Source organism: Edwardsiella sp. EA181011, assembly GCF_000800725.1.
GTDB classification, from domain to species: domain Bacteria; phylum Pseudomonadota; class Gammaproteobacteria; order Enterobacterales; family Enterobacteriaceae; genus Edwardsiella; species Edwardsiella anguillarum.
On sequence record NZ_CP011364.1, the window covers coordinates 3745577 to 3770173 of the forward strand.

Here is a 24597-nt window from a genome sequence, read left to right on the forward strand (position 1 = left end):
GTATCAGGCCTCACGGTTACGGGCGCACATCATGGACGCCTCGCACACGATCTTGCCGTCAACCTTGGCAACACCGTTAAAGCGAGCCACGCCGCGGCGCTCTTTCAGAAACTCCACTTCCAGGATCATCTGGTCACCCGGATGAACCGGACGCTTAAAGCGGGCGTCATCGATACCGGCGAAGTAGTACAGTTCGCCCGGCTCCAGTTTGCCCACGCTCTTGAATGCCAGAATACCGGTGGCCTGCGCCATGGCTTCGAGGATCAGCACCCCGGGGAAAATCGGCTTGCCCGGGAAGTGTCCCTGGAAAAATGGCTCGTTGAAGGAGACGTTCTTCACTGCACGCAGGAATTTGCCCTCTTGATAATCCAGCACACGATCCACCAGCAGGAACGGAAAACGGTGCGGCAGAAGCTCTAAAATCTCTGAAATATTGAGAGTATGAGTGTCAGTAGTCAAAATACTCTTCCTGTAAAAACGGATGTCAAACAACACGGCCTGCCTCACTCCTTCAGGGGACATGATGCAGGCCGCAAATCGAATTGGGCCACGGGCCCGGCGGGCATTAATCGCTGTGGACTTTCTTTTCTACGGCCTTCAAACGCTTATTGATCTCGTCAATATTCATCACCAGCGCAGCCGTCTTACGCCACGTTTTGTTTGGCTGAAGCGGAATGCCAGAAGAGTAGATACCGGGTTCGGTGATAGGTCGCATCACCATGCCCATCCCCGTCACCACTGCCTGATCGCAAATCTCCATGTGACCATTAATCACGCTGGCGCCGCCGATCTGACAATAGCGTCCAATCTTGAGGCTGCCGGCCATGATAACACCGCCGGCAACCGCTGTATTGTCACCAATCATGACGTTGTGCGCAATCTGACATTGGTTATCGATAATCACGCCGTTGCCGATAACGGTGTCATCCAGGGCGCCGCGGTCGATCGTGGTACAGGCGCCGATCTCGACGCGATCGCCGATGCGCACGCTGCCCAGCTGCGGAATTTTCACCCAGTTGCCGCGATCGTTGGCATAGCCAAAGCCATCGCTGCCGATCACCGTGCCGGACTGCACCAGACACTGCGCACCGATCTCGACCTGGTGGTAAACGCTGACGTTGGCCCACAGGCGGCTCCCGGCGCCGATCCGGGTAAACTTACCGATGAAACAGCCCGCGCCAATTATCACGTCGTCGCCCAGCACTACGCCCGCCTCAATCACCGCATTGGCGCCGATGGAGACATTGTTGCCCAGCGTCGCCGTCGGATCGATTGACGCGCTCGGCGCGATGCCGCTCGCCGGCGCCGGCGTCGTGTCCATGATCTGCGCCATCATGGCGTAGGTCAGGTAGGGGTTCTTCACTACCAGCGCCGACTGCGGACAGAATTCCAGATCCGCTTGCGTCAACACCACGGCGCCGGCCTGGCAGGCAGCCAATTGCTCACGGTAGCGGCTGTTGGACAGAAACGTAATCTGGTTCGCTTGTGCTGAATGCATCGATGCCACGCCGGTGATGGCGAGATCGCCATCACCGTGCAGCTCGGCATTCAACTGCTGAGCAAGGTCAGCCAGTCGAATTGAAGCCATGCCTTATTTAACCTGTTTCAATACTTGAGCAGTGATGTCGTCAGAAGACTGAGAATAGGCCACCGCGTTGGCATCGATAACCATATCGTAGCCCTTGTCTTTCGCTACGCTGCGTACGGCATCCTGGATACGACTCAGCAGCTTATTGCGCTCTTCCATCTGGCGACGACGGTTGTCCTGTTCAAAAGCCTGCGCCTTACGGGCAAAAGTTTCACGCTGTGCGGCGATCTCTTTTTCCATCTTGGTGCGCTCACTGGCCTTCATGGTGGAAGCATCGCGCTGCAGACGCTGCATTTTACTCTGCAGATCGCGCTCCATGCCCTGAAGCTCGGTGGCACGGCCTTTGAACTCGCTCTCCAGCTGCTTCGCCACCGCATCACGCTGCGGAAGCTGTTGGAAAACGCCGGCAACGTTCACTACGGCAATTTTTTCAGCAGCCTGCACATTGGCGGAAACAGCCATCGCTACGCCCAGACCCGCCGCATATAACCACTTTTTCACTTTGAACTCCTTACCATCACCTAGTTGTGTCAATGACACGTCACTGCACAGGCGCCGACCCATCGTGTCTCACCACGTCCAGAGAAAAGAACGCGCTGAGCGGAGCATATGCAAAAAGGGTGCGGGGACATCCCCGCGCCTTTATATCCGGAGGCCTGCGCCGGCGGCGTCGCCGCGCCACAGTGCCTCCTGCGGATAATCGCGTTTCCGGTTACCAGGTTTTACCGATATTAAACTGGAACTGCTCCGCCTTATCGCCCTCATACTTCTTGACCGGCTGGGCATAGGAGAACACCAGCGGCCCCAGCGGCGACATCCACTGCAGCGCGATACCGGCCGACAGACGCACGTTGGTCGCCTTGCTGTAGTCCGGCAGCGTCGGGTAGGCGGCCTGATCCCAGTTGGTATCCCAGACGGTACCGGCATCCATAAATACGGAGGTGCGCAGAGAGTTGGCATACTGCTCGCTGACGAACGGCGTCGGGGTGATCAGCTCCAGGCTGGCGACCGCCATGGCGTTACCGCCCACCGCGTCGTTGTCGCCGGTCTTGTTCTGATCCACGCTGCCATCGCTGTTCAGGTACACCGCCTTCGGACCGATGTTATTGGACTGGAAGCCGCGTACGGTGCCAGAGCCGCCGGCGTAGAAGTTCTCATAGAACGGCATCTCTTTGCCGCCGAAGCCGTTACCGTAGCCCAGGCGGGTACGTCCCAGCACCACCCAGGTACGATCCTGGTTGATAGGGAAATAGCTCTGGCTGTCAAAGGTCAGCTTGTAGTATTCGTTGTCGGAGCCCGGCAGCGTGATCTTACCGTTCAGCGAGGCCTTGCTACCGGCCGTCGGGAAGAAGCCGCGATCCAGGTTATTGTAGGCCCAGCCGGCGGTCCAGGTATAGTCATCGGCCTTGTAGCTGGCGCGCTGGCTGTCGCTCGGATTTTGACCAACGGAGCGCAGATAGCGCCACATCGCCACCTGCGGCTGCATGTCGGACAGGTCGTTGTGTACATAGCCCAGGCCGGTGCGCAGCGAGTTGTTCTCGTTGATCGGGAAGCCCAGGGTGCCGTCAAAGCCATAGCTGCTGTTGGTATAGTCAGACAGATCGGCGTCGTTGGCCTTAAAATCGTTATAGAACAGGCGGCCGCCCAGGCTGACGCCGTTCACCGTAAAGTACGGATCGGTCAGCGACAGCTCGGCATAGGTCTGGTAATCGTTCTTGGTACCGTTGATCGCCACCACGTTGCCGGTGCCCAGCCAGTTATCCTGCTGTACTCCGACCAGGAAGCTGACGCCGCTCTCGGTGCCGTAGCCGATACCGAAGTTAAATCTGCCGGTATTACGCTCTTTCACCTTGTAGACAACATCGACCTGATCCGGCGTGCCGGGTACGCGCTGGGTCTCCACGTCGACGTTTTCAAAGTAACCGGTACGGTTCAGACGCTCTTTACCCTGCTCGACCTGATCGCTGCCCAGCCAAGAGCCTTCCATCTGGCGCATCTCACGGCGCAGTACCGCGTCTTTGCTGGTGTCGTTACCGACAAAGCGAATCTGACGCACATAGTAGCGGTTACCGGCATCGACGTTCATATGCAGGACAACGGTCTTGTCCTTGTCATTGATCTCCGGCTGCGTCTGCACGCGCGGATAGGCATAGCCATAGCGCCCCAGCAGCTGCTTGATCTCATCCTCCATCTTGGTGACCTTGGCACCGTTATACAGCTCGCCCGGCTCCACCTTGGTCAGGCGGGTGATCTCGGCGCTGTAGCCGGCCATATTGCCGGTGACGTCCACCCCCTCCAGCTTATACTGATCGCCTTCGGTGATGTTGATGGTGATGTAGATCCCTTTCTTATCCGGCGTCAGGCTCACCTGGGTCGAATTAATGGCGAAACGCGCATAGCCGCGATCCAGATAGTAGCTGCGCAGGGCCTCAAGGTCGCCGGCCAGCTTCTGCTTCTGGTATTTGCGATCGGCCATCAGGTTCCACCACGGCACATCGTCGCGCAGCTGGAAGTGCCCCAGCAGCTCGGCGCTGCTGAACGCATGGTTGCCAACGATGTTAATCTGCTGGATCTGTGCCGATTTACCCTCGGTAAACACCAGCTTCAGATCGACGCGATTGCGCGGTAGCGGCGTCACCACCGCCTTCACGGTGGCGTTGTATTTACCGACGCTGTAGTAGAAATCTTCCAACCCTTTTTCAATGCTGGAAAGCGTGGTGCGATCGAGCGCCTCGCCGACGCGAACCCCGGAGGCCTCCAGGTTCTGCTTCAGCATCTCATCCTTCACTGACTTGTTGCCAGAGAAGGTAATGCTGGCGATGGTCGGACGTTCCTTAACCTGCACAATCAGGTTGTTACCATCACGCAGTACCCGCACATCCTCAAAGTTACCGGTGGCGTACAGCGCGCGGATGGTATTACTCAGATCCTCATCAGAGACGGTATCGCCTACGCGTACCGGCATGTTAAGTAACGCCGCACCGACGGCGACCCGCTGCAGTCCTTCGAAATGAATATTTTTCACTACGAAACCATCTGCACCGTATACGGTTGCGCTGCCAAACAGCAGCGACGCTAAGAGCAACTTTTTCATCGCCATCGTTGTTATGCGTTCTTCCTAACAATCCCGCCCATTACAGCCGCGAGAAATCATTGAAAAGTGCAAGCCCCATAAACAGCATCAGCAAAATCACGCCAATGCGATAGCCGAAAGCCTGAACCCGTTCGGACACCGGACCGCCCTTGAGCTTTTCCAGCGCAAGAAACAGCAGATGTCCCCCATCAAGAACCGGTAAAGGAAACAGGTTGATGATCCCCAGATTGACGCTGATCAGCGCCAAAAACATCAGGTAATACACCAAGCCATACTCAGCTGACGCCCCCGCTCCCTGTGCTATGGAGATAGGGCCGCCCAGATTGTTCAACTTTACATCACCGGTAATCAGTTTACCCAGCATGGAGACCGTCAGCTTCATCAGCTGCCAGGTCTTGTCCGTCGCCTGATACAGTGCCACGAACGGCCCATACTGGCGAATGGTTTGATACTCCTCCGGCAGCGGGATTACCTGCGGAACCACGCCAGCAAAGCCTTCGGTCAGCCCGCGCGACACGCGCCGGCTCTCCGGCGTCAGCGTCAGTGACGCCGGCTGCCCCGCCCGCTCGACATCCAGTGCCAGCGCGCGGTCGGGATTATCGCGGATCTGCAACGCAAAATCACGCCAGCCGCGTATTGGGACGCCATTGACTTTAACTATCCTGTCCCCTACTTGTAAACCTGCTTTCTGCGCCGCCGACCCCTTTTGTATCTCCGCCAGCACCGGCTCAATGGTCGGGCCACGCGGGATAATCCCCAGCGAGACGACCGGGTCCTGACGCTCGGGATCAAACTGCCAGCGGCGCAGGTCCAGGGTCTTTTCACTCACCAAGTGGCTGCCAAACGGCCCCACGCCGAGCGTGGTGCTGCCGTCGCCGATCTGCCCCACCAGCGCCAGTCGAACGGACTCCCAGTCCGGAGTATCGACACCGTCAACGGACTTCAGTTCCATTCCCGGCGTAATATGGGCGGCGGCGGCGATAGAATCCGGGGTCACATCGGCGATCACCGGACGCACGCTGGGCACCCCGATGACGAAGACCAGCCAGTAGGCGATGATGGCAAACACGAAGTTGGCGATGGGACCGGCGCTGACGATCGCGGCGCGCTGCAGCACGCTCTTGTTATTGAACGCCTGGTGGCGCCACTCCGGCGCCACGCTCTCGACCCGCTCATCCAGCATTTTGACATAGCCACCCAGCGGGATCGCCGCGACCACGTATTCGGTCCCCTGACGATCGACCCGCCGCCACAGCGCCTTGCCAAAGCCGATGGAGAAACGCTCGACCCGCACGCCGCAGCGGCGCGCGACCCAGAAGTGGCCAAACTCATGTACCGTGATCAGTACGCCCAGCGCCACCAAGAACGCCAGTACACTCCATAGGATGCCACCCATCGCTCCTCCCTTACCCGTTTAGGCCTGGCCAAAAACCAACAGCATCAGGCAGGCAAATACCGGCACCGCCGCCGTCAGACTATCGATGCGATCCAGTACGCCGCCGTGGCCGGGGATCAGGTGGCTACTATCCTTAATACCCGCCTCGCGCTTGAACATGCTCTCCGTCAGATCGCCCAGCACAGAGGCCAGCGCGGCGATGACTGAGCAGACCAACAGCACGCGGACATCGACATCCAGCGGCGCATAGCGCCCAAACAGCCACGAGATCAGCGCAGAGGTCATCAGCCCGCCGATCAATCCTTCCCAAGTTTTCCCCGGCGACACCTTCGGCGCCAGCTTGTTCTTGCCGAACAGCTTGCCAAAGATATAGGCGCCGGAGTCGGCTCCCCATACCAGGAACATGACATACAGCAGCCACCAGGCGCCGCGATAATGGTTAGCCTCATAGCCATACTGACGCAGCGCCACCATCCCCCAGAAGAAGGGCAGAATGGTGACGATGCCAAACAGTACCTTCAGCGCACGCGAGTGACGCCACCAGCCGGCCGAGCGAGGGTAAAAAAACACCAGCGCCAGCGCCACAATCCACCAGACGGCGGCAGTCCACAGCGAGCCGGCGATCAGCGGCAGATGCACGCTGCGGGTGAACTCGGGCATCCCCAGCAGCATGGCGGCCAGCACCAGCCCACAGATCACGGCGCCCCAGATACGCTGATTGCGGCTGGCGAAACCGGCCAGCTGTCCCCACTCCCAGGCGGCCAGCATACAGACGGCGAGCGTCACCAGCGAGAATCCCAGCGGCGGCAGCAAGAACAGGGCGGCAATCACCACCGGGACCAAAATTAATGCAGTAATAATGCGCGACTTCAGCAAAAGTTCCCCCTATGACGCATCGGTTGCGTTGATAGGTGTCGTTCCCCCGAAGCGACGCTCGCGTTGTGCAAATGCATTCAGTGCACCTTCAAAGGTTGTTTCATCAAAATCAGGCCACAGCACGTCAGTAAAATAAAATTCTGAATAGGCAATTTGCCACAGCAGAAAGTTACTGACCCGATGCTCGCCTCCGGTACGGATAACTAAATCCACGGCATCCTGTTCATGCAGGCAGATCTGCTCACCCAGCATTGACTCCGTGATCGCCTCCGGCAGCAGCGTCCCCTGACGCACCTGCTCTGCCAGCGTTTTCACCCCCTGAACGATATCCCAGCGCCCACCGTAGTTGGCGGCGATGTTCAGTGTCAGGCCGGTATTCTCGGCGGTCATCTGCTCTGAGCGACGAATACGCTCCTGTAAGCGCGGGCTAAAGCGGCTGATATCACCGATCACCTTCAGCCGCACCTGATGCTTATGCAGTCGTTTGACTTCACTATCCAGTGCACGGACAAATAACTCCATCAGCGCCGACACTTCCTGCTGCGGCCGATTCCAGTTTTCGCTGCTAAAGGCATACAGCGTCAGCGCCCGAATTCCCCGGGTGACAGCGAAACGCACCGCACAGCGCACCGACTTAACGCCGGCCTTATGTCCGAATACACGCATTTTACCCTGACGTTTGGCCCAGCGGCCGTTGCCGTCCATGATAATCGCAACATGCCGGGGAACAGAGGCAGCGTCGCTCATCACAGTTGGTTGTGTGGATGACATACGTGTAAATTTTTCCTCAACAAGCCAGCAGGGCGGCCTCAACGTGTCCATCCCGCCGCGCGCAGTCCTGCGGCGACGGTCACTCCTGCGTAAATAAGGCCGTGAATCAGCACGGCCCCCCAATCATCTCAACTCAGACTGCCGCGCACACCCGACGCCGGCGAGCGGGGGGATCATTCCCCGCCCTCACGCCGTTCTTTTTGCGGCGCACGCGCAAAAAACTGGCGCAGACTATATCATCATGCCGTTAGCGCCACAAATCAGCGCACCCGGCCGGGCAAATTTAGCGGGAAAAACGCGCGCTCAGCGTCTGGGCTGCCTGGCGGGCGGCGCTATCAATCGCCAGCACCGCCTCAACGCAGTCCGGCTCAGCGCAGCGCAGCTGCTCCACCACGCCGCGGTTCAGCCGGGCGATGTCAGTAAAGCGTAGACGCCCATCCAGAAAGGCGGCAACCGCAATTTCATTCGCCGCATTCAGCGCCGTCGTCGCCGCCTGCCCCTCGGCAAACGCCTCGATAGCCAGCTGCAGACAGGGGTAACGCGCCATATCCGGCGCCTCAAAGCTCAGCGAGCCCAGGCGGCAGAAATCCAGCGGCTCAACGCCGCTCGGCGCGCGGTCGGGATAGGCCATAGCATGGGCGATCGGCGTACACATGTCCGGATTCCCCAGCTGGGCAATCACGCTGCCGTCCCGATAGCGCACCATGGAGTGGATCACCGACTGCGGGTGAACGATCACCTCCATCTCCTCCGCCGAGGCGTTGAACAGCCAGCGCGCCTCAATATACTCCAGCCCTTTATTCATCATGGTGGCGGAGTCGACGGAGATCTTGCGCCCCATAGACCAGTTGGGATGCGCGCAGGCCTGCGCCGGCGTGACGGCATCAAAATCCGCCAGCGGCAGCTGACGCAGCGGACCGCCGGAGCCGGTCAGCACGATACGGGTCACCCCGTGCTCACGCAGGCTGGCAAAGCCCAGCTGCTGCTGTACCGCCGTCGGCAGGCTCTGAAAAATGGCGTTGTGTTCACTGTCGATAGGCAGCAGCTGCGCCTGGCTGTGGGACAGCGCCTCCATAAACAGACGCCCGCAGGTCACCAGGGCCTCTTTGTTGGCCAGCAGCACCCGTTTGTTGGCCCGAATCGCCGCCAGCGTCGGCAGCAGGCCCGCGGCGCCGACGATCGCCGCCATCACCTGATCGACCTCATCCAGGGCAGCGAGCTCACAGGCGGCGTGCTCCCCGCTCATCACGGCAATCGCGCCAAGGCCGCACTCGAACAGGCGCTGGCGCAGCGTGGCGGCGGCGCCTTCATTGGCCATGCAGACATAGCGGGGGGAGAATTCACGGCACTGCTGCAGCATGACATCAACGTTCTTGCCTGCCACCAGTGCCACCACGCGGAACGCGCCGGGATTGGCCCGCACCACCGCCAGCGTACTGGTGCCGATGGAGCCGGTTGAACCTAAAATGGTCAGCGTCTTCATGAGGATACTCTGAATTACTGGGTCAAATCGCTACAGGATACGCTAAGCCAGCGCACCTCCCCAGCGAATTTTGCGCCGTCGCCGAGGCGCACTGGCGGCGCACAAACAAAAGCGCCGCCGAAGCGACGCTTATTCCCGAAACGGCAGGCGAGGAGAGCGCCCACCGCAGAGGTGCTGCGCAGCGGCCGGCGCGCATGGCGCCGCCCCAGGGGGATGCTGCTGCCGCGGCGGGATTAGAAATCCATCAGCTCTTTTTCTTTGTCAGCCAGCGCCGCATCGATCTTTTTGATCATCAGGTCGGTGATCTTCTGGATCTCGTCCTGAGACTTGCGATCTTCGTCTTCGCTGATCTCTTTGTCTTTCAGCAGCGCCTTCACCTTATCATTGGCGTCGCGGCGTACGTTACGCACGGAAACGCGGCCAGATTCGGCCTCAGAGCGTACCAGCTTGATCAGATCCTTACGGCGTTCTTCCGTCAGCGGCGGCAGCGGAACGCGGATCACGGTGCCGGCAGAGGCGGGATTCAGGCCCAGATCGGAGGTCAGGATGGCTTTTTCGATAGCCCCGGACATGCTGCGATCGAATACGGTCAGGGCCAGCGTACGGGAGTCTTCCGCAACGATGTTGGCCAGCTGACGCAACGGCGTCGCGGTGCCGTAGTACTCAACCTGAATGCCATCGAGCAGGTTGGGATGTGCACGGCCGGTGCGGATTTTGCTGATATTGCCCTTGAATGACTCGACGCATTTGTCCATGCGCGTTTCGGCATCTTTTCTGATTTCGTTGATCACGTTGCGAACCCTTGAAAACGGTGGTTGTGGTTAGTAGAGTGAATTGTGCACCAAAGGCCAAGCGTTTTTCAATGCGACCGGCGCAATACGGCAGCCGGACGTGCCGGCTGTTCCGCATGCACGCAGCGCATTATTTGGTGATCAGCGTACCTTCTTGTTCGCCCATCACGACGCGACGCAGCGCACCCGGCTTATTCATGTTAAACACGCGGATCGGGAGATTATGATCGCGCGCCAGAGTGAAGGCGGCCAGATCCATCACCTTCAGCTCTTTCTCCAACACATCCTGATAGCTCAGCTGTTCATACAGCGTGGCGTCCGGATTTTTCATCGGATCGGCCGAATAGACGCCGTCCACCTTGGTCGCCTTCAGCACGACGTCGGCTTCGATTTCGATCCCGCGCAGACAGGCGGCGGAGTCGGTGGTAAAGAACGGATTACCGGTGCCGGCGGAGAAAATCACGACGCGGTTGTTGCGCAGCAGGCTGATCGCCTCCGCCCAGCTGTAGTTGTCACATACGCCGTTCAGCGGAATGGCCGACATCAGACGGGCGTTGACATAGGCACGGTGCAGCGCATCGCGCATCGCCAGGCCGTTCATCACCGTCGCCAGCATCCCCATGTGGTCGCCGACCACTCGGTTCATCCCCGCCTGCGCCAGACCGGCGCCGCGGAACAGGTTGCCACCGCCAATCACCACGCCCACCTGCACGCCTAATTCAACCAGCTCTTTGACCTCCTGCGCCATGCGGTCCAGCACGCTCGCATCGATGCCAAAACCTTCTGAGCCTTGCAGAGCTTCGCCGCTCAGCTTAAGCAGAATACGCTGGTAAACGGGTTTGGAATTGGTAGCCATGGTGTTTGAGTCCTAAGAAACAGTCAATTAATTAGTCGGAGGTATTTCAATGTACGGTCTGCGCCCCTGACCGCTCATTGAAGTAAGTCTGGCCGGATAAAACAGAACCGCCTCACGGCGGCTCTGTCGTCAAAGGGGATTAGGCCCCTTTAGACATCGCGGCAACTTCTGCAGCGAAGTCGGTTTCGACTTTCTCGATGCCTTCGCCTACTTCGAAGCGGATAAAGCCGGTCACGTTAGCGTTGTGCTCTTTCAGCAGCTGGCCAACGGTCTTGCTCGGATCCATAACGAAGCTCTGACCGGTCAGAGAGACTTCACCGGTGAACTTACGCATACGGCCTTCGACCATCTTCTCAGCGATTTCGCGCGGCTTGCCAGACTGCATGGCGATGTCCAGCTGGATCTGGTGCTCATGCGCAACCACGTCTGCCGGTACGTCTTCCGGCTTAACGTATTCCGGCTTGCTCGCGGCGATGTGCATGGCGATGTGCTTGATCAGCTCTTCGTCAGCGCCGGTAGCGGCAACCATAACGCCGATGCGCGCGCCGTGGCTGTAGGTGCCCAGCAGGTCACCGGTCAGTTCAGACACGCGACGGATGTTGATGTTTTCACCGATTTTGGCAACCAGCTGAGTACGCTGTTCTTCGAACTTCGCTTTCAGGGTATCGATATCGATGATTTTGTCAGCCAGGGCAGCGGCGGCAACTTCATCGGCAAACGCTTTGAAGCCAGCGTCTTTGGCAACGAAGTCGGTTTCGCAGTTCATCTCAACGATGACGCCATATTTACCGTCAGCGGCAACCTTGGTCAGGATCACGCCTTCAGCGGCAACACGGCCGGCTTTCTTGGCCGCTTTGGCCTGGCCGGATTTACGCATGTTGTCGATGGCCAGCTCGATGTCGCCGTTAGCTTCAACCAGTGCCTTTTTACATTCCATCATGCCTGCGCCGGTACGCTCACGCAGTTCTTTTACCAGGGAAGCGGTAATTTCAGCCATTGTATTTTCCTCGGTTATCTCGCCCAGAGGGAGCCTCTGCGCCAGACGATTGTTCTAGAGATGACATCTTTGCGGAATAGACCACAAAGAAAGGGGGCCATGATAGGCCCCCTAACCAACATATGAATACCGGTTAATAAGGGCTCCTGCGAGCTGTCCTTATTACTCGGCTTCAGCCATGGTTTCTTCAGCCTGGGCAACCAGATCCTGAGAACGGCCTTCACGCACGGCTTCAGCCACGGCGCTCAGGTACAGGGTCACAGCGCGGATAGCGTCATCGTTACCCGGGATAACGAAGTCAACGCCGTCCGGATCGGAGTTGGTATCAACGATAGAGAATACCGGGATACCCAGGTTGTTGGCTTCTTTGATGGCGATGTGTTCGTGATCGGCATCGATAACGAACAGCGCGTCCGGCAGACCGCCCATATCTTTGATACCGCCCAGGCTGTTTTCCAGCTTGTCCAGCTCGCGGGTACGCATCAGAGCTTCTTTTTTGGTCAGTTTGTCGAAGGTGCCATCCTGAGACTGAGTTTCCAGATCTTTCAGACGCTTGATGGACTGACGAACGGTTTTCCAGTTGGTCAGCATACCGCCCAGCCAGCGATGGTTCACATAGAACTGATCGCAGTTCAGGGCAGCGTCTTTTACCGCTTCGCTTGCTGCGCGCTTGGTACCAACGAACAGGATCTTGCCCTTACGGGAGGCGATCTTGCTCAGCTCAGCCAGAGCGTCGTTGAACATCGGTACGGTTTTTTCAAGGTTGATGATGTGAACTTTGTTACGAGCACCGAAGATGAACGGCTTCATTTTCGGGTTCCAGTAACGGGTCTGGTGACCGAAGTGAACACCAGCCTTGAGCATATCGCGCATGGAAACAGTTGCCATGATTAGACCTCTATAAAAATTGGGGTTATGCCTCCACGTATCCCATGACGCCGACCACCGCACGCATTCGCGTCCGACGGCACCCCGGCACATGTGCCGATACGTGTGTGTTGTTTATGCAAATAACACAAAGTGAGATTTACAGCTTCCGCGTACGCCTTGCGGACATACGGGAACTGCGGCGCGCTTTATACCATAAACACGCGATAGACTCCACCTTTTGTTGCATTTTGAGCCAGCCACCCTGCTGCCATTTGGCAGGGCGTAGCGGGACTGTTACCATAGAAGACATTGCTTCTCATTGTCGCTGCGGCGACGTCCGTGGACAGAATACCTATGGCTATTGCACTGAAAACACCACAAGACATCGAAAAAATGCGCATCGCTGGCCGCCTGGCCGCCGAGGTGCTGGAAATGATCGCCCCGCACGTGGTGCCCGGCGTCACCACCGGCGAGCTGGATCGCCTGTGCGATGCGTACATCACACAGCAACAGCACGCCATCTCCGCCTGCCTGGGCTATCACGGCTACCCGAAATCCGTCTGCATTTCGGTCAATGAGGTGGTCTGCCACGGTATCCCAAGCGACGATAAGGCGCTTAAGGACGGCGATATCGTCAATATCGACGTCACCGTGATCAAAGACGGCTGGCACGGCGATACCTCCAAGATGTTTATCGTTGGCAAGCCGACCATCCTCGGCGAGCGCCTGTGCCGCATCACCCAGGAGAGTCTGTATCTGGCGCTGAAGATGGTCAAACCGGGCATCCGTCTGCGCAGCCTCGGCAAGGCCATTCAGAAATTCGTTGAGGAAAACGGCTTCTCCGTGGTGCGAGAGTACTGCGGCCATGGCATTGGCGAAGTGTTCCACGAAGAGCCGCAGGTGCTGCACTACGATGCCGACGACGGCGGCGTGGTGCTGCAGGCGGGCATGACGTTCACCATTGAACCGATGGTCAACGCCGGTGACTACCGCATCCGCCTGATGAAGGACGGCTGGACGGTAAAAACCAAGGATCGCAGCTTGTCCGCGCAGTACGAGCATACTATCGTTGTCACAGACAGCGGCTGCGAGATCCTGACGCTGCGCGAGGAAGAGCACGATTTACCGCGGGTGATCGCCCACGACATGAGCGCCCAGTGAGTGCGCGCCCGCCCCTGCGGGGGCGTCTCACTGCAGCACGCAGATAACCTAGGCCGGCTTATGCCGGCTTTTTTATCAATGGACTGCCTATGGCCGAGTTATCGCACGGCGAATCAGACGCCCTGCCGCCCGTATCGCCGGACACCCTCCCCGCCGACGCGCTGACCTGCGCCGGGCTGAAGCCCCACATGGAGCAGCTGCGCCGCTGGCTGGACGGCGCCTTTCGCCGCGGCGAGAGCGCCGAGTCGCTGGTTGCCGCCCGAACCCACTATCTCGACCGTCTGCTGGTGCGCCTGTGGCGCAGCTACGGCTTCGACAGCCAGCCCGGCCTGGCGCTGATCGCCGTCGGCGGCTATGGCCGCGCTGAGCTGCACCCGCTATCGGACATCGACCTGCTGCTGCTCAGCGCCGAGCCGCTGGCGCAGGCGCAGGAGGCGCAGATTGGCGCGCTGATAACCCTGCTGTGGGACCTGCGCCTGGAGGTTGGCCACAGCGTCCGTACCCTGGCGCAGTGCCTGAGCGAGGGGCTGGCCGATCTGACCGTCGCCACCAACCTGATCGAATCCCGTCTGCTGAGCGGCGACGTCGCGCTGTTTCTCCAGTTACAAAAACAGCTATTCAGCGATGACTTCTGGCCCTCGCCGCGCTTTTACCACGCCAAGGTGAACGAACAGCGCGAGCGCCACCGGCGCTATCACGGCACCAGCTATAATCTGGAGCCGGATATCAAGGCCAGCCCCGGCGGCCTGCGCGATATTCACACCCTGCTGTGGGTCGCCCATCGTCACTTTGGCGCCACCTCCCTCGATGAGATGGTCGGCTTCGGCTACCTGACAGAGGCCGAGGCCGACGAGCTGAACGAATGCCGCAGCTTCCTGTGGCGCATCCGCTTCGCCCTGCATCTGGTGGTCAACCGCTACGACAACCGCCTGCTGTTCGATCGTCAGCTCAGCGTCGCCCGCCTGCTGGGCTATCAGGGCGAAGGCAACGCGCCCATCGAAAAGATGATGAAAGAGTTTTACCGCATGACCCGGCGGGTGCGTGAGCTGAACCAGATGCTGTTACAGCTGTTCGATGAGGCGATCCTCGCACTGGACACCCGGGAAAAACCGCGCATTCTCGATGACTACTTCCAGCTGCGCGGCCCCCTGATCGATCTGCGCGATCCGGACACCTTCAGCCACGATCCGGTGATTATTCTGCGCCTGTTCTACGCCATGGCGCGCAATCCGGAGATCGAGGGCATCTACTCCACCACGCTGCGTCAGCTGCGCTACGCGCGCCGCCATCTGAAACAGCCCCTGTGCGCCCTACCCGAGGCGCGCAGCCTGTTCATGGCGATCCTGCGCCACCCCGGCGCGGTGCGACGCGCGCTGCTGCCCATGCACCATCACAGCGTCCTGTGGGCCTATATGCCGCAGTGGGGAAAGATCGTCGGCCAGATGCAGTTTGACCTGTTCCACGCCTACACCGTGGACGAGCACACCATGCAGGTGCTGCTCAAGCTGGAGAGCTTTGCCGCTCGGGATAACCATGGGCGCCACCCGCTGTGCGTCGAGCTCTACCCGCGCCTGCCGCAGCCGGAGCTGCTGCTGCTCGCCGCCCTGTTCCACGATATCGCCAAAGGACGCGGCGGCGACCACTCCCTGCTCGGCGCCGACGACGTGCTGGAGTTTGCCCGTCTGCACGGCCTTAACACGCGCGAAACCCAGCTGGTGGCCTGGCTGGTGCGCTGCCATCTGCTGATGTCGGTCACCGCTCAGCGCCGCGATATTCAGGATCCCGAGGTCATTCGCCACTTCTGTGCGGAGGTGCACAGCGAAACCCGGCTGCGCTATCTGATCTGCCTGACGGTCGCCGACATCTGCGCGACCAACGAAAACCTGTGGAACAGCTGGAAGCAGAGCCTGCTGCGCGAGCTGTTCTTCGCCAGCGAAAAACAGCTGCGCCGCGGTATGCACAGCAGCCCGGACATGCGCGAACGGGTACGCCATCACCGGCTGCAGGCGCTGGCGCTGCTGCGGATGGACAACATCGACGAACCGGAACTGATGCAGCTGTGGGGCCGCTGCCGCGCAGACTACTTCCTGCGCCATACGCCCAGCCAGCTGGCGTGGCACGCCCGCCACCTGCTGTGCCACCGCGGCGACGGCCCCCTGGTGCTGGTCAGTCAGCATGCCACGCGCGGCGGTACCGAAATTTTCATCTACAGCCCCGATCGGCCTTACCTGTTTGCCGCCGTCGCCGGTGAGTTGGATCGACGCAATCTCAGCGTACACGACGCACAGATCTTCACCAATCGCGATAACTATGCCATGGACACCTTCGTGGTGCTGGAGCCCGACGGCAGCCCGCTGGCGCCCGATCGCCACGACGCCATCCGCCTGGCGCTGGAGCACGCGCTGACGCAGCCGCACTATCACCCTCCGCGCGCGCGCCGCGCGCCGGCGCGTCTACGCCACTTCAGCGTTCCGACGGAGGTCAGCTTTCTGCCGGCCCATAACGCCCGGCGTAGCTACATGGAGCTCGTCGCGCTCGATCGTCCGGGACTGCTGGCACACATCGGCGAGATCTTTGCCGAAATGGGGCTCTCGCTGCACGGCGCCCGCATTACCACCATTGGCGAGCGGGTCGAAGATCTGTTTATTCTGGCCGACGGCGAACGGCGCGCATTAACGCCTGAAATGCAGCGGGAGCTGGCGCAACGGTTGACAGAAACCCTGCTTAGCGCCGATAAAGGGTAGATTTTTTTACGCACCCGCCGCGCCGATCCGGCGCCCGGCGGAACGGTTGATATTACGAGGGGAATATAGACAGGATGCAGCAGTTACAGACAGTTATCGAAAACGCCTTTGAGCGCCGCGCCGAGATCACGCCGACCAACGCCGACGGCATCACCCGTGAGGCGGTCAGCCAGGTCATCGCCCTGCTCGACAGCGGCGCCCTGCGCGTTGCGGAAAAAATAAACGGCGAATGGGTTACCCACCAGTGGCTGAAGAAGGCGGTGCTGCTCTCTTTCCGCATCAACGACAACCGCCTGATGGAAGGCGCAGAAACCCGTTTCTACGACAAAGTGCCAATGAAGTTCGCCGACTATGACGAAGCCCGCTTCCAGCGCGAGGGGTTCCGCGTCGTACCGCCGGCCTCCGTTCGCCAGGGGGCCTTCATCGCCCGCAATACCGTACTGATGCCCTCCTACGTCAACATTGGCGCCTACGTTGACGAAGGCACCATGGTCGATACCTGGGCCACCGTCGGCTCCTGCGCCCAGATCGGTAAAAACGTTCACCTCTCCGGCGGCGTCGGCATCGGCGGCGTACTGGAGCCGCTGCAGGCCAACCCGACCATCATCGAAGATAACTGCTTCATCGGCGCCCGCTCTGAAGTGGTCGAAGGGGTCATCGTGGAAGAGGGCTCGGTTATCTCGATGGGGGTCTTCATCGGACAGAGCACCAAGATCTATGACCGTGAAACCGGCGAGGTTCACTACGGTCGCGTACCGGCCGGCTCCGTGGTCGTCTCCGGCAACCTGCCCTCCAAACGCGGCGACTACAGCCTGTACTGTGCGGTTATCGTCAAGAAGGTAGATGCCAAGACGCTCGGTAAGGTCGGCATCAACGAGCTGCTGCGCACCATCGACTGATCCCCTCTCGCCCAGCCGCTCGGCCTGACGCCGGGCGGCCGCGAACCTCCGCTCCAGCCCCATTACCGCAGGGGCGGTGCTCAATCTCGCCACAGAGCCAGTGCTCACAGCCCCCCGCAGCTAACTGCGCTGGAGCCTGTGCCTGGACACCAAGCCACCGCTCGCCCCAGCGCCGACAAAGAGTGCAATAATTCCTCAGGTATCACAGGCAAAATGGCTCACCGCATGTATACTTTCACCGCCCTTACGCTCTTTGTCATTTGTCAAAAAATGACCCATAAAAACCACGGCTGTATTCATTCCGCCAGAAGCACGCTCTGACGGAGCCGACGCGTTAACGCATGAAAGGTGCCGCTATGTATGACAACCTGAAAAGCCTGGGGATCACCCAACCGGAAGAGATCGATCGCTATAGCCTGCGTCAGGAGGCCAACAACGACATTCTGAAGATTTACTTTCGTAAGGATAAGGGCGAATTCTTTGCCAAGAGCGTGAAGTTCAAATACCCACGCCAGCGTAAAACCATTCTGAGCGACAACGACAGCCAGGGGGTGCGGGAGATCAGCGAGATCAGCCCCAACCTGCGCTATGTCATCGAGGAGCTGGATCGCCTGTGCCTGCGCGATCGTCAAGAGGAGGATCTGAAGCGCAAAATCCTGGACGATCTGCGCCATCTGGAGAGCGTGGTCGCCAATAAGATCGCCGAGATCGAGGCCGACCTGGAGAAGCTCACCGGCAAATAGCGCCGCGACGGCGACGCCATACCGCGCCTACTCGCCCAAGCGCAGCGCCCAGGCGCTGACCCACGGTGAGGTGACCGTTTCCGGCTCCGGCGCCTGCTGGGCATCTACCTCGAGCAGCTCACCCAGGCGGGTCGCCCCCTGCGCCTGCAGCAGCGCATCAAACTGATGTCCGGCGCCGCAGAAGTGGGCAAAGCCGCTGTCGCCCAGCGCGATCAGCCCATAGCGCAGCGCCGCCTGCTGCCCCACCCCATCGCGCAGCGCCGCAAACAGCGGCGCCAGCGTGTCCGGCAGGTCGCCTTGCCCGGTGGTCGAGGTCACCACCAGTACATGCTGCTGGGCATAGCGCTGCCAGTCGGCCAGCGTCCCCTCCTCAAACAGCATCACCTGGTGTCCCTGCTGCTGCAGAATGGCCTGCGCCTCTTCCGCCACCATCAGCGCGTTACCGTATACGGTTCCCACAAAAATGCCCACTTGCGCCATTGCCCACTCCTTCTGTCAGGCCTCTTGGCCCGTCTCTGTCTCATCTGCTCTATCCTGAGGGCAATCGGGCGTAAACTCAACCCGATCAAGTTCAGGGAGATAGGCTTGCCAGCCCAGTCCGTCCATCAGCGCCTGCCAGCGTAGATCCAGGCCGGCCCGCAGGCACAGCGCCTCTCCGGTCACCGGATGCGTCAGGCGCAGTTCGCTGGCGTGCAGCATTAAACCGGGCGTGCCAAAGTGGGCGGCGACGCCGCGATTCTGACGCAGATCGCCGTGCGCGGTATCGCCGATGATCGGATGGCGCAGGTGCGCCATGTGGCGGCGCAGCTGATGCTTGCGGCCGGTCTGCGGCATCAGTTCGACCAGGCTAAAGCGTGACGTCGGATAACGGCCAATGGCCAGCGGCACCTCCGCCGTCGCCAGCCCCCGGTAGTGGGTCTGCGCCGGCTGCGGAGCGCGATCGGGGGAACGGAAACGATCGGCGATTTTATCCAGCTCCGGCGTCAGCGGGTAGTCGAGCAGCGCCTCCCCTTGCAGATAGCCGCGAACCACCGCATGATAGACTTTATGGATCTGATGCTGTTCGAACTGCTGGGCCAGCGCACGCGCCACCTCGCTCGACAACCCCAACAGCAGCACCCCGAAGGTCGGCCGATCCAGGCGATGAACGGTATAGACATGGCGCCCGAGCATATCGCGCACCGTCTGCATCACCACCACCTTCTCTTTGCGATCCAGCCAGCTACGGTGAACCAACCACCCGGCAGGCTTGTTGATTGCCACCAGATGATCATCCTGATAAATAATTTCCATCCCGATACCCGACAAAAAGAAAAAACGCGGCACCTTACAGCATAACCTGCCGGTGGCGCAATCTGGCGCGCTGCGCGGCGGATCCCCCGACTAACGCGGATCGCCGCCGAGATGCCGATCCAGGCGCTGCAGCGCCGCCAGCAGCGGAGCCACTCGCGCCAGCTCCTGCGGGTAGGCCATCTCAATATAGGGGGCGATCGCCATCCGCTGCGGCAGGGGCGCTCTGCAGAGCAGCAGGGCGTGCATGCGCGGTAAAAAGACCCACTGCAGCCATTCGGCCGCCTCCAGGGTATCGACGCAGAACGGCTCCTGGCTGGCCAGGGCATCGGCGGCGGGCGCCTGCGCCTGCCACAGGGACAGCGCGCGCATCTGGGCTTCGATCTGCTGTAAATGGCCGTGTACGATGGCGTAATCACTCATGACGGACTCTCTTGCGGTCTGGTGGGAAAATCGCGCCAGCATACCACCGACGGCGCCGCGCCCAAACCGGGTGGGGGGAAAAGCGGACGCAAAAAAGAGGGGGTGCTGCCATGCAGCACCCCCTGATTCGTTTTATAGCAGTCCCGCTACACAACGTGCTCCCTGCTCATCCGTGAAAACTTTTCCCTGCGGATTTCCTTTTCCGGACACTCCATTGCCTGCGTCCTGTTCGCCATCCGGGCGATATCCCTCAGTCATCCTGACACACCGGCCATCCAAACCGGCTCTCAGTCTCCTTCCTGGAGGTGTCCCTTATTTCATCCTGAAATATCCTGACCGACGTCCTGCGGTACATCCTTTCGCCCGTCCTGGGCGGGTCCTCGCCTCATCCTGAGACAACATCATCCTGATGTGTCCTTACTCCGGCGACTTCCCTTTCGATGTAATTACTTTCGCCGATTTTCGCAGGTTTAGCAATGGGGATATTGTCTTACATATGTGATACTTACGTAATCTGTGAATTTTAATATCATGATAACTATCGAATTTACGACGGCGCTTCGCAAAATAATCAGATAATAAAACGAGATCTCTTACAGTGCGTGTAAGAGATCTCTCACACGCCGACCCGCCGTTACCCTACTTCCTGCGCCAGCGGCTGCAATGCCGCGAGGAACTCGGCCAGCGTCGGCGTCAGCACACGCCGCTGCGGGCTACCAAACTGCTCAAGCAATACGCTGCCGCTCAGGTTACACAGCGTCACCATGCTCAGCTCATCCGCCGTGCTGGCCAGAAACAGGGTCGGCGACAGCTTCAGACGACGCTGGGTGACCAAATGGCCTATCTGGTTCTCCTGCAGGCGCTGCAGGTCCTCCTCGCTCCAGACCTGCACCAGATCCATCTCGATCTCATTCCAGCGCGCGCGCATATCGCCGGCGTACTGGGTGGTAAAAAACGGCGCCAGCGCCGGATGCAGCCGGATATCCAGCGCCCGGCCAATCCCCTCCAGATCCTCCCCGCGCCCCGGCTCGGGACGCCAGAATACGCAGTCGTCGCGACTGTAGACCACGCAGGGGGACGGAATACCGTACAGCGCATGGCTGGACGGCCAGTCACCGTGCTGCTGCTGCCACTGCGCCACATAGCGCTGAGTAAATTCGCGCAGGGCGGCGGAAACCTGATGCTCCATAATCTTCTCTCTGTCTCTTGAGGCTGTATCCCATCACGCGCCGTCGCATCGGCGCAGCGCAGAGACGCGCGCCCACAGTTACGGGATACCGCCTGGCGGTGGTAAACTGCGGCAAGCGATGACCGGCCTCTGCGCCGGTTTCCCATTGTACCCTGCTGTCGCACCGCGCACAGCCGCTTTCACCACAGGTTAACCGTATGTCATACCAAGAGAACCCGGCGCTCACCTCCCTGACCCTGGGCAAGGCCACCGAATACCGCGACCAGTATGATGCCTCACTGCTGCAAGCCGTACCGCGCAGCATGAACCGCGAACCGCTGGGGCTCTACCCCGACGCGCTGCCGTTCCACGGCGCCGATATCTGGACCCTGTATGAGCTCTCCTGGCTCAACGCCAACGGCCTGCCGCAGGTCGCCCTGGCCGAGGTCGCGCTGGATGCCTACGGCGCCAATCTGATCGAATCAAAGAGCTTTAAGCTCTATCTCAACAGCTTTAATCAAACCCGTTTCGCCGACTGGGACACGGTGCAGCGCACGCTACAGCACGATCTGGCCCACTGTGCCCAGGGCGGTGTCAGCGTCACCCTGCTGCGCCTGTCGCAGGTTGAAGGCCAGCCCATCGCCGCGCTCCCCGGCGAGTGCATCGATGACCAACCCATCAGCATCGACAGCTACAGCTTCGACGCCACCCTGCTGGAAAACGCCGCCGATCCGACGCGCCAGGTCGACGAGACGCTGGTCAGCCACCTGCTGAAGTCCAACTGCCTGATAACCCATCAGCCCGACTGGGGCTCCGTGATGATCCGCTACCGCGGCGCGGCCATCAGCCGCGAGGCGCTGCTGCGCTACCTGGTCTCGTTCCGTCACCACAATGAGTTCCACGAACAGTGCGTGGAGCGGATTTTCAACGATATTCAGCGTTTCTGCCAGCCAGAGGCGCTCAGCGTGTACGCCCGCTACACCCGGCGCGGCGGGCTGGATATCAACCCCTGGCGCAGCAACGTCCCGTTTCAGCCGCCCTGCGGGCGCCTGGCGCGCCAATAGTTGCGGAGAGGCGTTGATTTTTGGCATTTTTCCCCGATAGTCTTGGCAAGACGCCAGCGCGCACGGTAAGGTGAAAACGGTACGGCGCGGCGCCCATGCACGCCGCCCAGAGTAAGACGCCGGCCGCAGCAACGCCCCACGGCGACGCGGTAACCGCATCGTTTGGATGCCTAGGAGAGATTTTGATTACACACATCAGCCCGCTGGGATCGATGGATCTGTTGTCACAGATGGAAGTGGACATGCTGAAGCGCACCGCCAGCAGCGACCTGTACCGCCTGTTCCGTAACTGCTCCCTTGCCGTGCTCAACTCCGGTGCGAAAACGGACAACAGCACCGAGCTGCTGTCTCGCTTTGAAACCTTTGATATCAACGTGTTACGCCGTGAACGCGGCGTCAAGCTGGAGCTGGTCAACCCGCCGGAGGAAGCCTTCGTCGACGGGCGGATCATCCGGGCCCTGCAGGCTAACCTGTTTGCGGTCCTGCGCGATATTCTGTTTGTTAACGGCCAGCTGATGAGCGCCCAGCGCGCCCAGGCGCTGGATCTGGAAAACCCGACCATCATCACCAACCTGGTGTTTTCGATACTGCGCAACGCCCGCTCACTGCACGTTGGCGATGAACCTAACATGATCGTCTGCTGGGGTGGCCACTCCATCAGTGAAATCGAGTATCAGTATGGGCGCCAGGTCGGCAATCAGCTGGGGCTGCGCGAGCTGAACGTCTGCACCGGCTGCGGGCCCGGCGCCATGGAGGCGCCGATGAAGGGGGCAGCCGTCGGCCACGCCCAACAACGCTACCATGAGGGACGCTTCATCGGCATGACCGAACCCTCGATCATCGCCGCCGAGCCGCCCAATCCGCTGGTCAATGAGCTCATCATCATGCCGGATATCGAAAAGCGGCTGGAGGCCTTTGTCCGCTTCGGTCACGGCATCATCATCTTCCCCGGCGGCGTAGGCACGGCGGAGGAGCTGCTGTACCTGCTAGGGATCCTGATGGATCCGGAAAACCGTAGCCAGGTACTGCCGCTGATCCTGACCGGGCCGCAGGAGAGCGCCGACTATTTCCGCGTGCTGGATGACTTCATCGTCAATACGCTGGGCGAGCAGGCGCGCCGCCACTACCAGATCATCATTGACGATCCGGCCGAAGTGGCGCGGCGCATGAAGCTCGCCATGCCGCGGGTGAAAGAGAACCGGCGCCAGAGCGGCGACTTCTACAGCTTTAACTGGTCGCTGAAGATCAGCGCCGATCTGCAGATGCCGTTTGCGCCGACCCACGACAATATGGCCAACCTTAACCTGCATCCCAATCAGTCGCCGGAGCAGCTTGCCGCCGCCCTGCGCCGCGCCTTCTCCGGCATCGTGGCCGGCAACGTGAAAGAGGCGGGGATCCGCGCCATCGCCGAGCACGGGCCGTTCAAGCTGCACGGCGATCCGCAGATGATGCAGCACATGGACCGTCTGCTGCAGGGCTTTGTCGCCCAGCAGCGCATGAAGCTGCCCGGCTCGGCCTATGTGCCCTGCTACCAGATCGTCCGCTGAGTTTTTACCCCGGGGCGCGCCGCCGCCGCCCCGCTAATCCGGTTAAATCGCTATGTCCATCCATCTGTTAATCGTCGATGCCCTCAATCTGATCCGCCGCATTCACGCCGTGCAGGGTTCTCCCTGCGGCGACGCCTGCAGCGCGGCGCTGCGTCAGCTGTTGGGACATACCACCCCCAGCCACGCCGTCGCCGTTTTTGACCAAGACGATCGCGCAGAAAGCTGGCGTCATCAACTGCTCCCCGGCTATAAGGCCGGCCGTCAGGCGATGCCGGACGACCTGGCGCAGGAGATGGAGAGCCTGCGTGCCGCGTTTACCGCCCTGGGCGTCGCCTGCTGGCACAGCCCCGGCAACGAGGCGGACGATCTAGCCGCCACGCTGGCGCACAAAGTGGCGCAGGGCGGACATCGGGTGACGATCGTCTCGACCGACAAAGGCTACTGCCAGCTGCTCTCGCCGCAGATCCAAATCCGCGACTATTTTCAAAAGCGCTGGCTGGATCTGCCGTTTGTACAGCGCGAGTTTGGGGTAGCGCCGCAGCAGCTGACGGACTTCTGGGGGCTGGCGGGGATCGGCAGCAGTAAGATCCCCGGCGTCAGCGGCATCGGCGCCAAGACCGCCGCTGCGCTACTGCAGGAGTTTGGATCGCTGGAGACACTCTATCAGCGCCTGGCACAGGCGCCCGAACGCTGGCGTCAGCGCCTAAGCGAGCAGCGGGAGACGGCGGAGATCTGCCGCCGCGTCGCAACGCTGCAGACCGACCTGGCGCTGCACGGCAATCTGCAGCAGCTGCGTCTGAACGGCCGAGCGTAGCCGCCGCCGAGCGGCGGCGCGG

At 60.4% G+C, this 24597-nt stretch carries 23 protein-coding genes; 7 read left to right on the plus strand and 16 right to left on the minus strand.

Annotated elements, in window-relative coordinates:
- Positions 1 to 3: 3 nt before the first annotated feature.
- The 12 genes from fabZ to rpsB all read right to left on the minus strand — a co-directional run bounded on the left by fabZ (position 4) and on the right by rpsB (position 12740).
- Positions 4 to 459, minus strand: a complete 456-nt coding sequence (gene fabZ / locus QY76_RS16580) for a 3-hydroxyacyl-ACP dehydratase FabZ (RefSeq protein ID WP_005282947.1) — start codon at positions 457 to 459, stop codon at positions 4 to 6.
- A 106-nt stretch (positions 460 to 565) separates the two neighbouring features.
- Positions 566 to 1588 (minus strand): UDP-3-O-(3-hydroxymyristoyl)glucosamine N-acyltransferase, encoded by a 1023-nt coding sequence (lpxD, locus tag QY76_RS16585; RefSeq protein WP_045425096.1) that lies wholly within the window; start codon positions 1586 to 1588, stop codon positions 566 to 568.
- Between the two features lie 3 nt (positions 1589 to 1591).
- Positions 1592 to 2089 carry a molecular chaperone Skp gene (gene skp, locus QY76_RS16590; RefSeq protein ID WP_034163223.1) on the minus strand — a complete coding sequence of 166 codons (498 nt, stop codon included), beginning with the start codon at positions 2087 to 2089 and terminating at the stop codon, positions 1592 to 1594.
- Positions 2090 to 2300: 211 nt separating this feature from the next.
- Positions 2301 to 4688 carry an outer membrane protein assembly factor BamA gene (gene bamA, locus QY76_RS16595; RefSeq protein WP_045425098.1) on the minus strand — a complete coding sequence of 796 codons (2388 nt, stop codon included), beginning with the start codon at positions 4686 to 4688 and terminating at the stop codon, positions 2301 to 2303.
- Between the two features lie 34 nt (positions 4689 to 4722).
- Entirely contained in the window at positions 4723 to 6078 is a 1356-nt protein-coding gene (rseP, locus tag QY76_RS16600; RefSeq protein WP_034163221.1) for a sigma E protease regulator RseP, read from the minus strand.
- 18 nt (positions 6079 to 6096) lie between these two features.
- Positions 6097 to 6954, minus strand: coding sequence for a phosphatidate cytidylyltransferase (cdsA, locus tag QY76_RS16605; RefSeq protein ID WP_034163220.1), 858 nt, complete (start codon positions 6952 to 6954; stop codon positions 6097 to 6099).
- A gap of 9 nt (positions 6955 to 6963) precedes the next feature.
- Positions 6964 to 7725 (minus strand): (2E,6E)-farnesyl-diphosphate-specific ditrans,polycis-undecaprenyl-diphosphate synthase, encoded by a 762-nt coding sequence (gene ispU / locus QY76_RS16610; RefSeq protein ID WP_034163219.1) that lies wholly within the window; start codon positions 7723 to 7725, stop codon positions 6964 to 6966.
- A 283-nt stretch (positions 7726 to 8008) separates the two neighbouring features.
- Positions 8009 to 9208, minus strand: a complete 1200-nt coding sequence (gene ispC, locus QY76_RS16615) for a 1-deoxy-D-xylulose-5-phosphate reductoisomerase (RefSeq protein ID WP_034163218.1) — start codon at positions 9206 to 9208, stop codon at positions 8009 to 8011.
- A gap of 233 nt (positions 9209 to 9441) precedes the next feature.
- Positions 9442 to 9999 carry a ribosome recycling factor gene (frr, locus tag QY76_RS16620; protein ID WP_012847609.1) on the minus strand — a complete coding sequence of 186 codons (558 nt, stop codon included), beginning with the start codon at positions 9997 to 9999 and terminating at the stop codon, positions 9442 to 9444.
- Positions 10000 to 10129: 130 nt separating this feature from the next.
- On the minus strand, positions 10130 to 10855 hold the full coding sequence (pyrH, locus tag QY76_RS16625; RefSeq protein WP_015870247.1) for a UMP kinase: 726 nt from the start codon (positions 10853 to 10855) through the stop codon (positions 10130 to 10132).
- 139 nt (positions 10856 to 10994) lie between these two features.
- A complete protein-coding gene (gene tsf / locus QY76_RS16630; RefSeq protein WP_012847607.1) occupies positions 10995 to 11852 on the minus strand; it encodes a translation elongation factor Ts in 858 nt (285 codons plus the stop codon).
- Between the two features lie 162 nt (positions 11853 to 12014).
- Complete coding sequence (rpsB, locus tag QY76_RS16635; RefSeq protein ID WP_034163217.1) at positions 12015 to 12740, minus strand: 30S ribosomal protein S2; 726 nt, start codon at positions 12738 to 12740, stop codon at positions 12015 to 12017.
- Positions 12741 to 13076: 336 nt separating this feature from the next.
- Between rpsB and map the strand changes: the two genes are divergently transcribed.
- The 4 genes from map to QY76_RS16655 all read left to right on the plus strand — a co-directional run bounded on the left by map (position 13077) and on the right by QY76_RS16655 (position 18269).
- Positions 13077 to 13883, plus strand: coding sequence for a type I methionyl aminopeptidase (gene map / locus QY76_RS16640; RefSeq protein WP_034163216.1), 807 nt, complete (start codon positions 13077 to 13079; stop codon positions 13881 to 13883).
- Between the two features lie 89 nt (positions 13884 to 13972).
- Complete coding sequence (glnD, locus tag QY76_RS16645; protein WP_045425100.1) at positions 13973 to 16627, plus strand: bifunctional uridylyltransferase/uridylyl-removing protein GlnD; 2655 nt, start codon at positions 13973 to 13975, stop codon at positions 16625 to 16627.
- A 74-nt stretch (positions 16628 to 16701) separates the two neighbouring features.
- The gene (gene dapD / locus QY76_RS16650; RefSeq protein ID WP_034163214.1) at positions 16702 to 17526 is read left to right on the plus strand and encodes a 2,3,4,5-tetrahydropyridine-2,6-dicarboxylate N-succinyltransferase; all 825 of its coding nucleotides are present in this window, start codon (positions 16702 to 16704) and stop codon (positions 17524 to 17526) included.
- 356 nt (positions 17527 to 17882) lie between these two features.
- A complete protein-coding gene (locus QY76_RS16655) occupies positions 17883 to 18269 on the plus strand; it encodes a DUF3461 family protein (RefSeq protein WP_012847598.1) in 387 nt (128 codons plus the stop codon).
- A 27-nt stretch (positions 18270 to 18296) separates the two neighbouring features.
- Here QY76_RS16655 and QY76_RS16660 read toward each other — a convergent pair whose 3' ends face one another.
- The 4 genes from QY76_RS16660 to syd all read right to left on the minus strand — a co-directional run bounded on the left by QY76_RS16660 (position 18297) and on the right by syd (position 21171).
- Entirely contained in the window at positions 18297 to 18749 is a 453-nt protein-coding gene (locus tag QY76_RS16660) for a flavodoxin (protein WP_034163213.1), read from the minus strand.
- A 15-nt stretch (positions 18750 to 18764) separates the two neighbouring features.
- Positions 18765 to 19562 carry a tRNA pseudouridine(65) synthase TruC gene (truC, locus tag QY76_RS16665; RefSeq protein ID WP_045425218.1) on the minus strand — a complete coding sequence of 266 codons (798 nt, stop codon included), beginning with the start codon at positions 19560 to 19562 and terminating at the stop codon, positions 18765 to 18767.
- 90 nt (positions 19563 to 19652) lie between these two features.
- Positions 19653 to 19982: a YqcC family protein gene (locus QY76_RS16670; protein ID WP_034163211.1), complete on the minus strand. Its 330-nt coding sequence runs from the start codon at positions 19980 to 19982 to the stop codon at positions 19653 to 19655.
- A 634-nt stretch (positions 19983 to 20616) separates the two neighbouring features.
- Complete coding sequence (gene syd / locus QY76_RS16675) at positions 20617 to 21171, minus strand: SecY-interacting protein (RefSeq protein WP_034163210.1); 555 nt, start codon at positions 21169 to 21171, stop codon at positions 20617 to 20619.
- A 197-nt stretch (positions 21172 to 21368) separates the two neighbouring features.
- Between syd and queF the strand changes: the two genes are divergently transcribed.
- From queF to xni, 3 genes are all read left to right on the plus strand, one after another.
- The gene (gene queF, locus QY76_RS16680) at positions 21369 to 22214 is read left to right on the plus strand and encodes an NADPH-dependent 7-cyano-7-deazaguanine reductase QueF (RefSeq protein WP_034163209.1); all 846 of its coding nucleotides are present in this window, start codon (positions 21369 to 21371) and stop codon (positions 22212 to 22214) included.
- 182 nt (positions 22215 to 22396) lie between these two features.
- The gene (gene ppnN / locus QY76_RS16685; protein ID WP_034163208.1) at positions 22397 to 23761 is read left to right on the plus strand and encodes a nucleotide 5'-monophosphate nucleosidase PpnN; all 1365 of its coding nucleotides are present in this window, start codon (positions 22397 to 22399) and stop codon (positions 23759 to 23761) included.
- A gap of 52 nt (positions 23762 to 23813) precedes the next feature.
- On the plus strand, positions 23814 to 24575 hold the full coding sequence (gene xni / locus QY76_RS16690; protein WP_034163207.1) for a flap endonuclease Xni: 762 nt from the start codon (positions 23814 to 23816) through the stop codon (positions 24573 to 24575).
- The last annotated feature ends 22 nt before the right edge of the window (positions 24576 to 24597 follow it).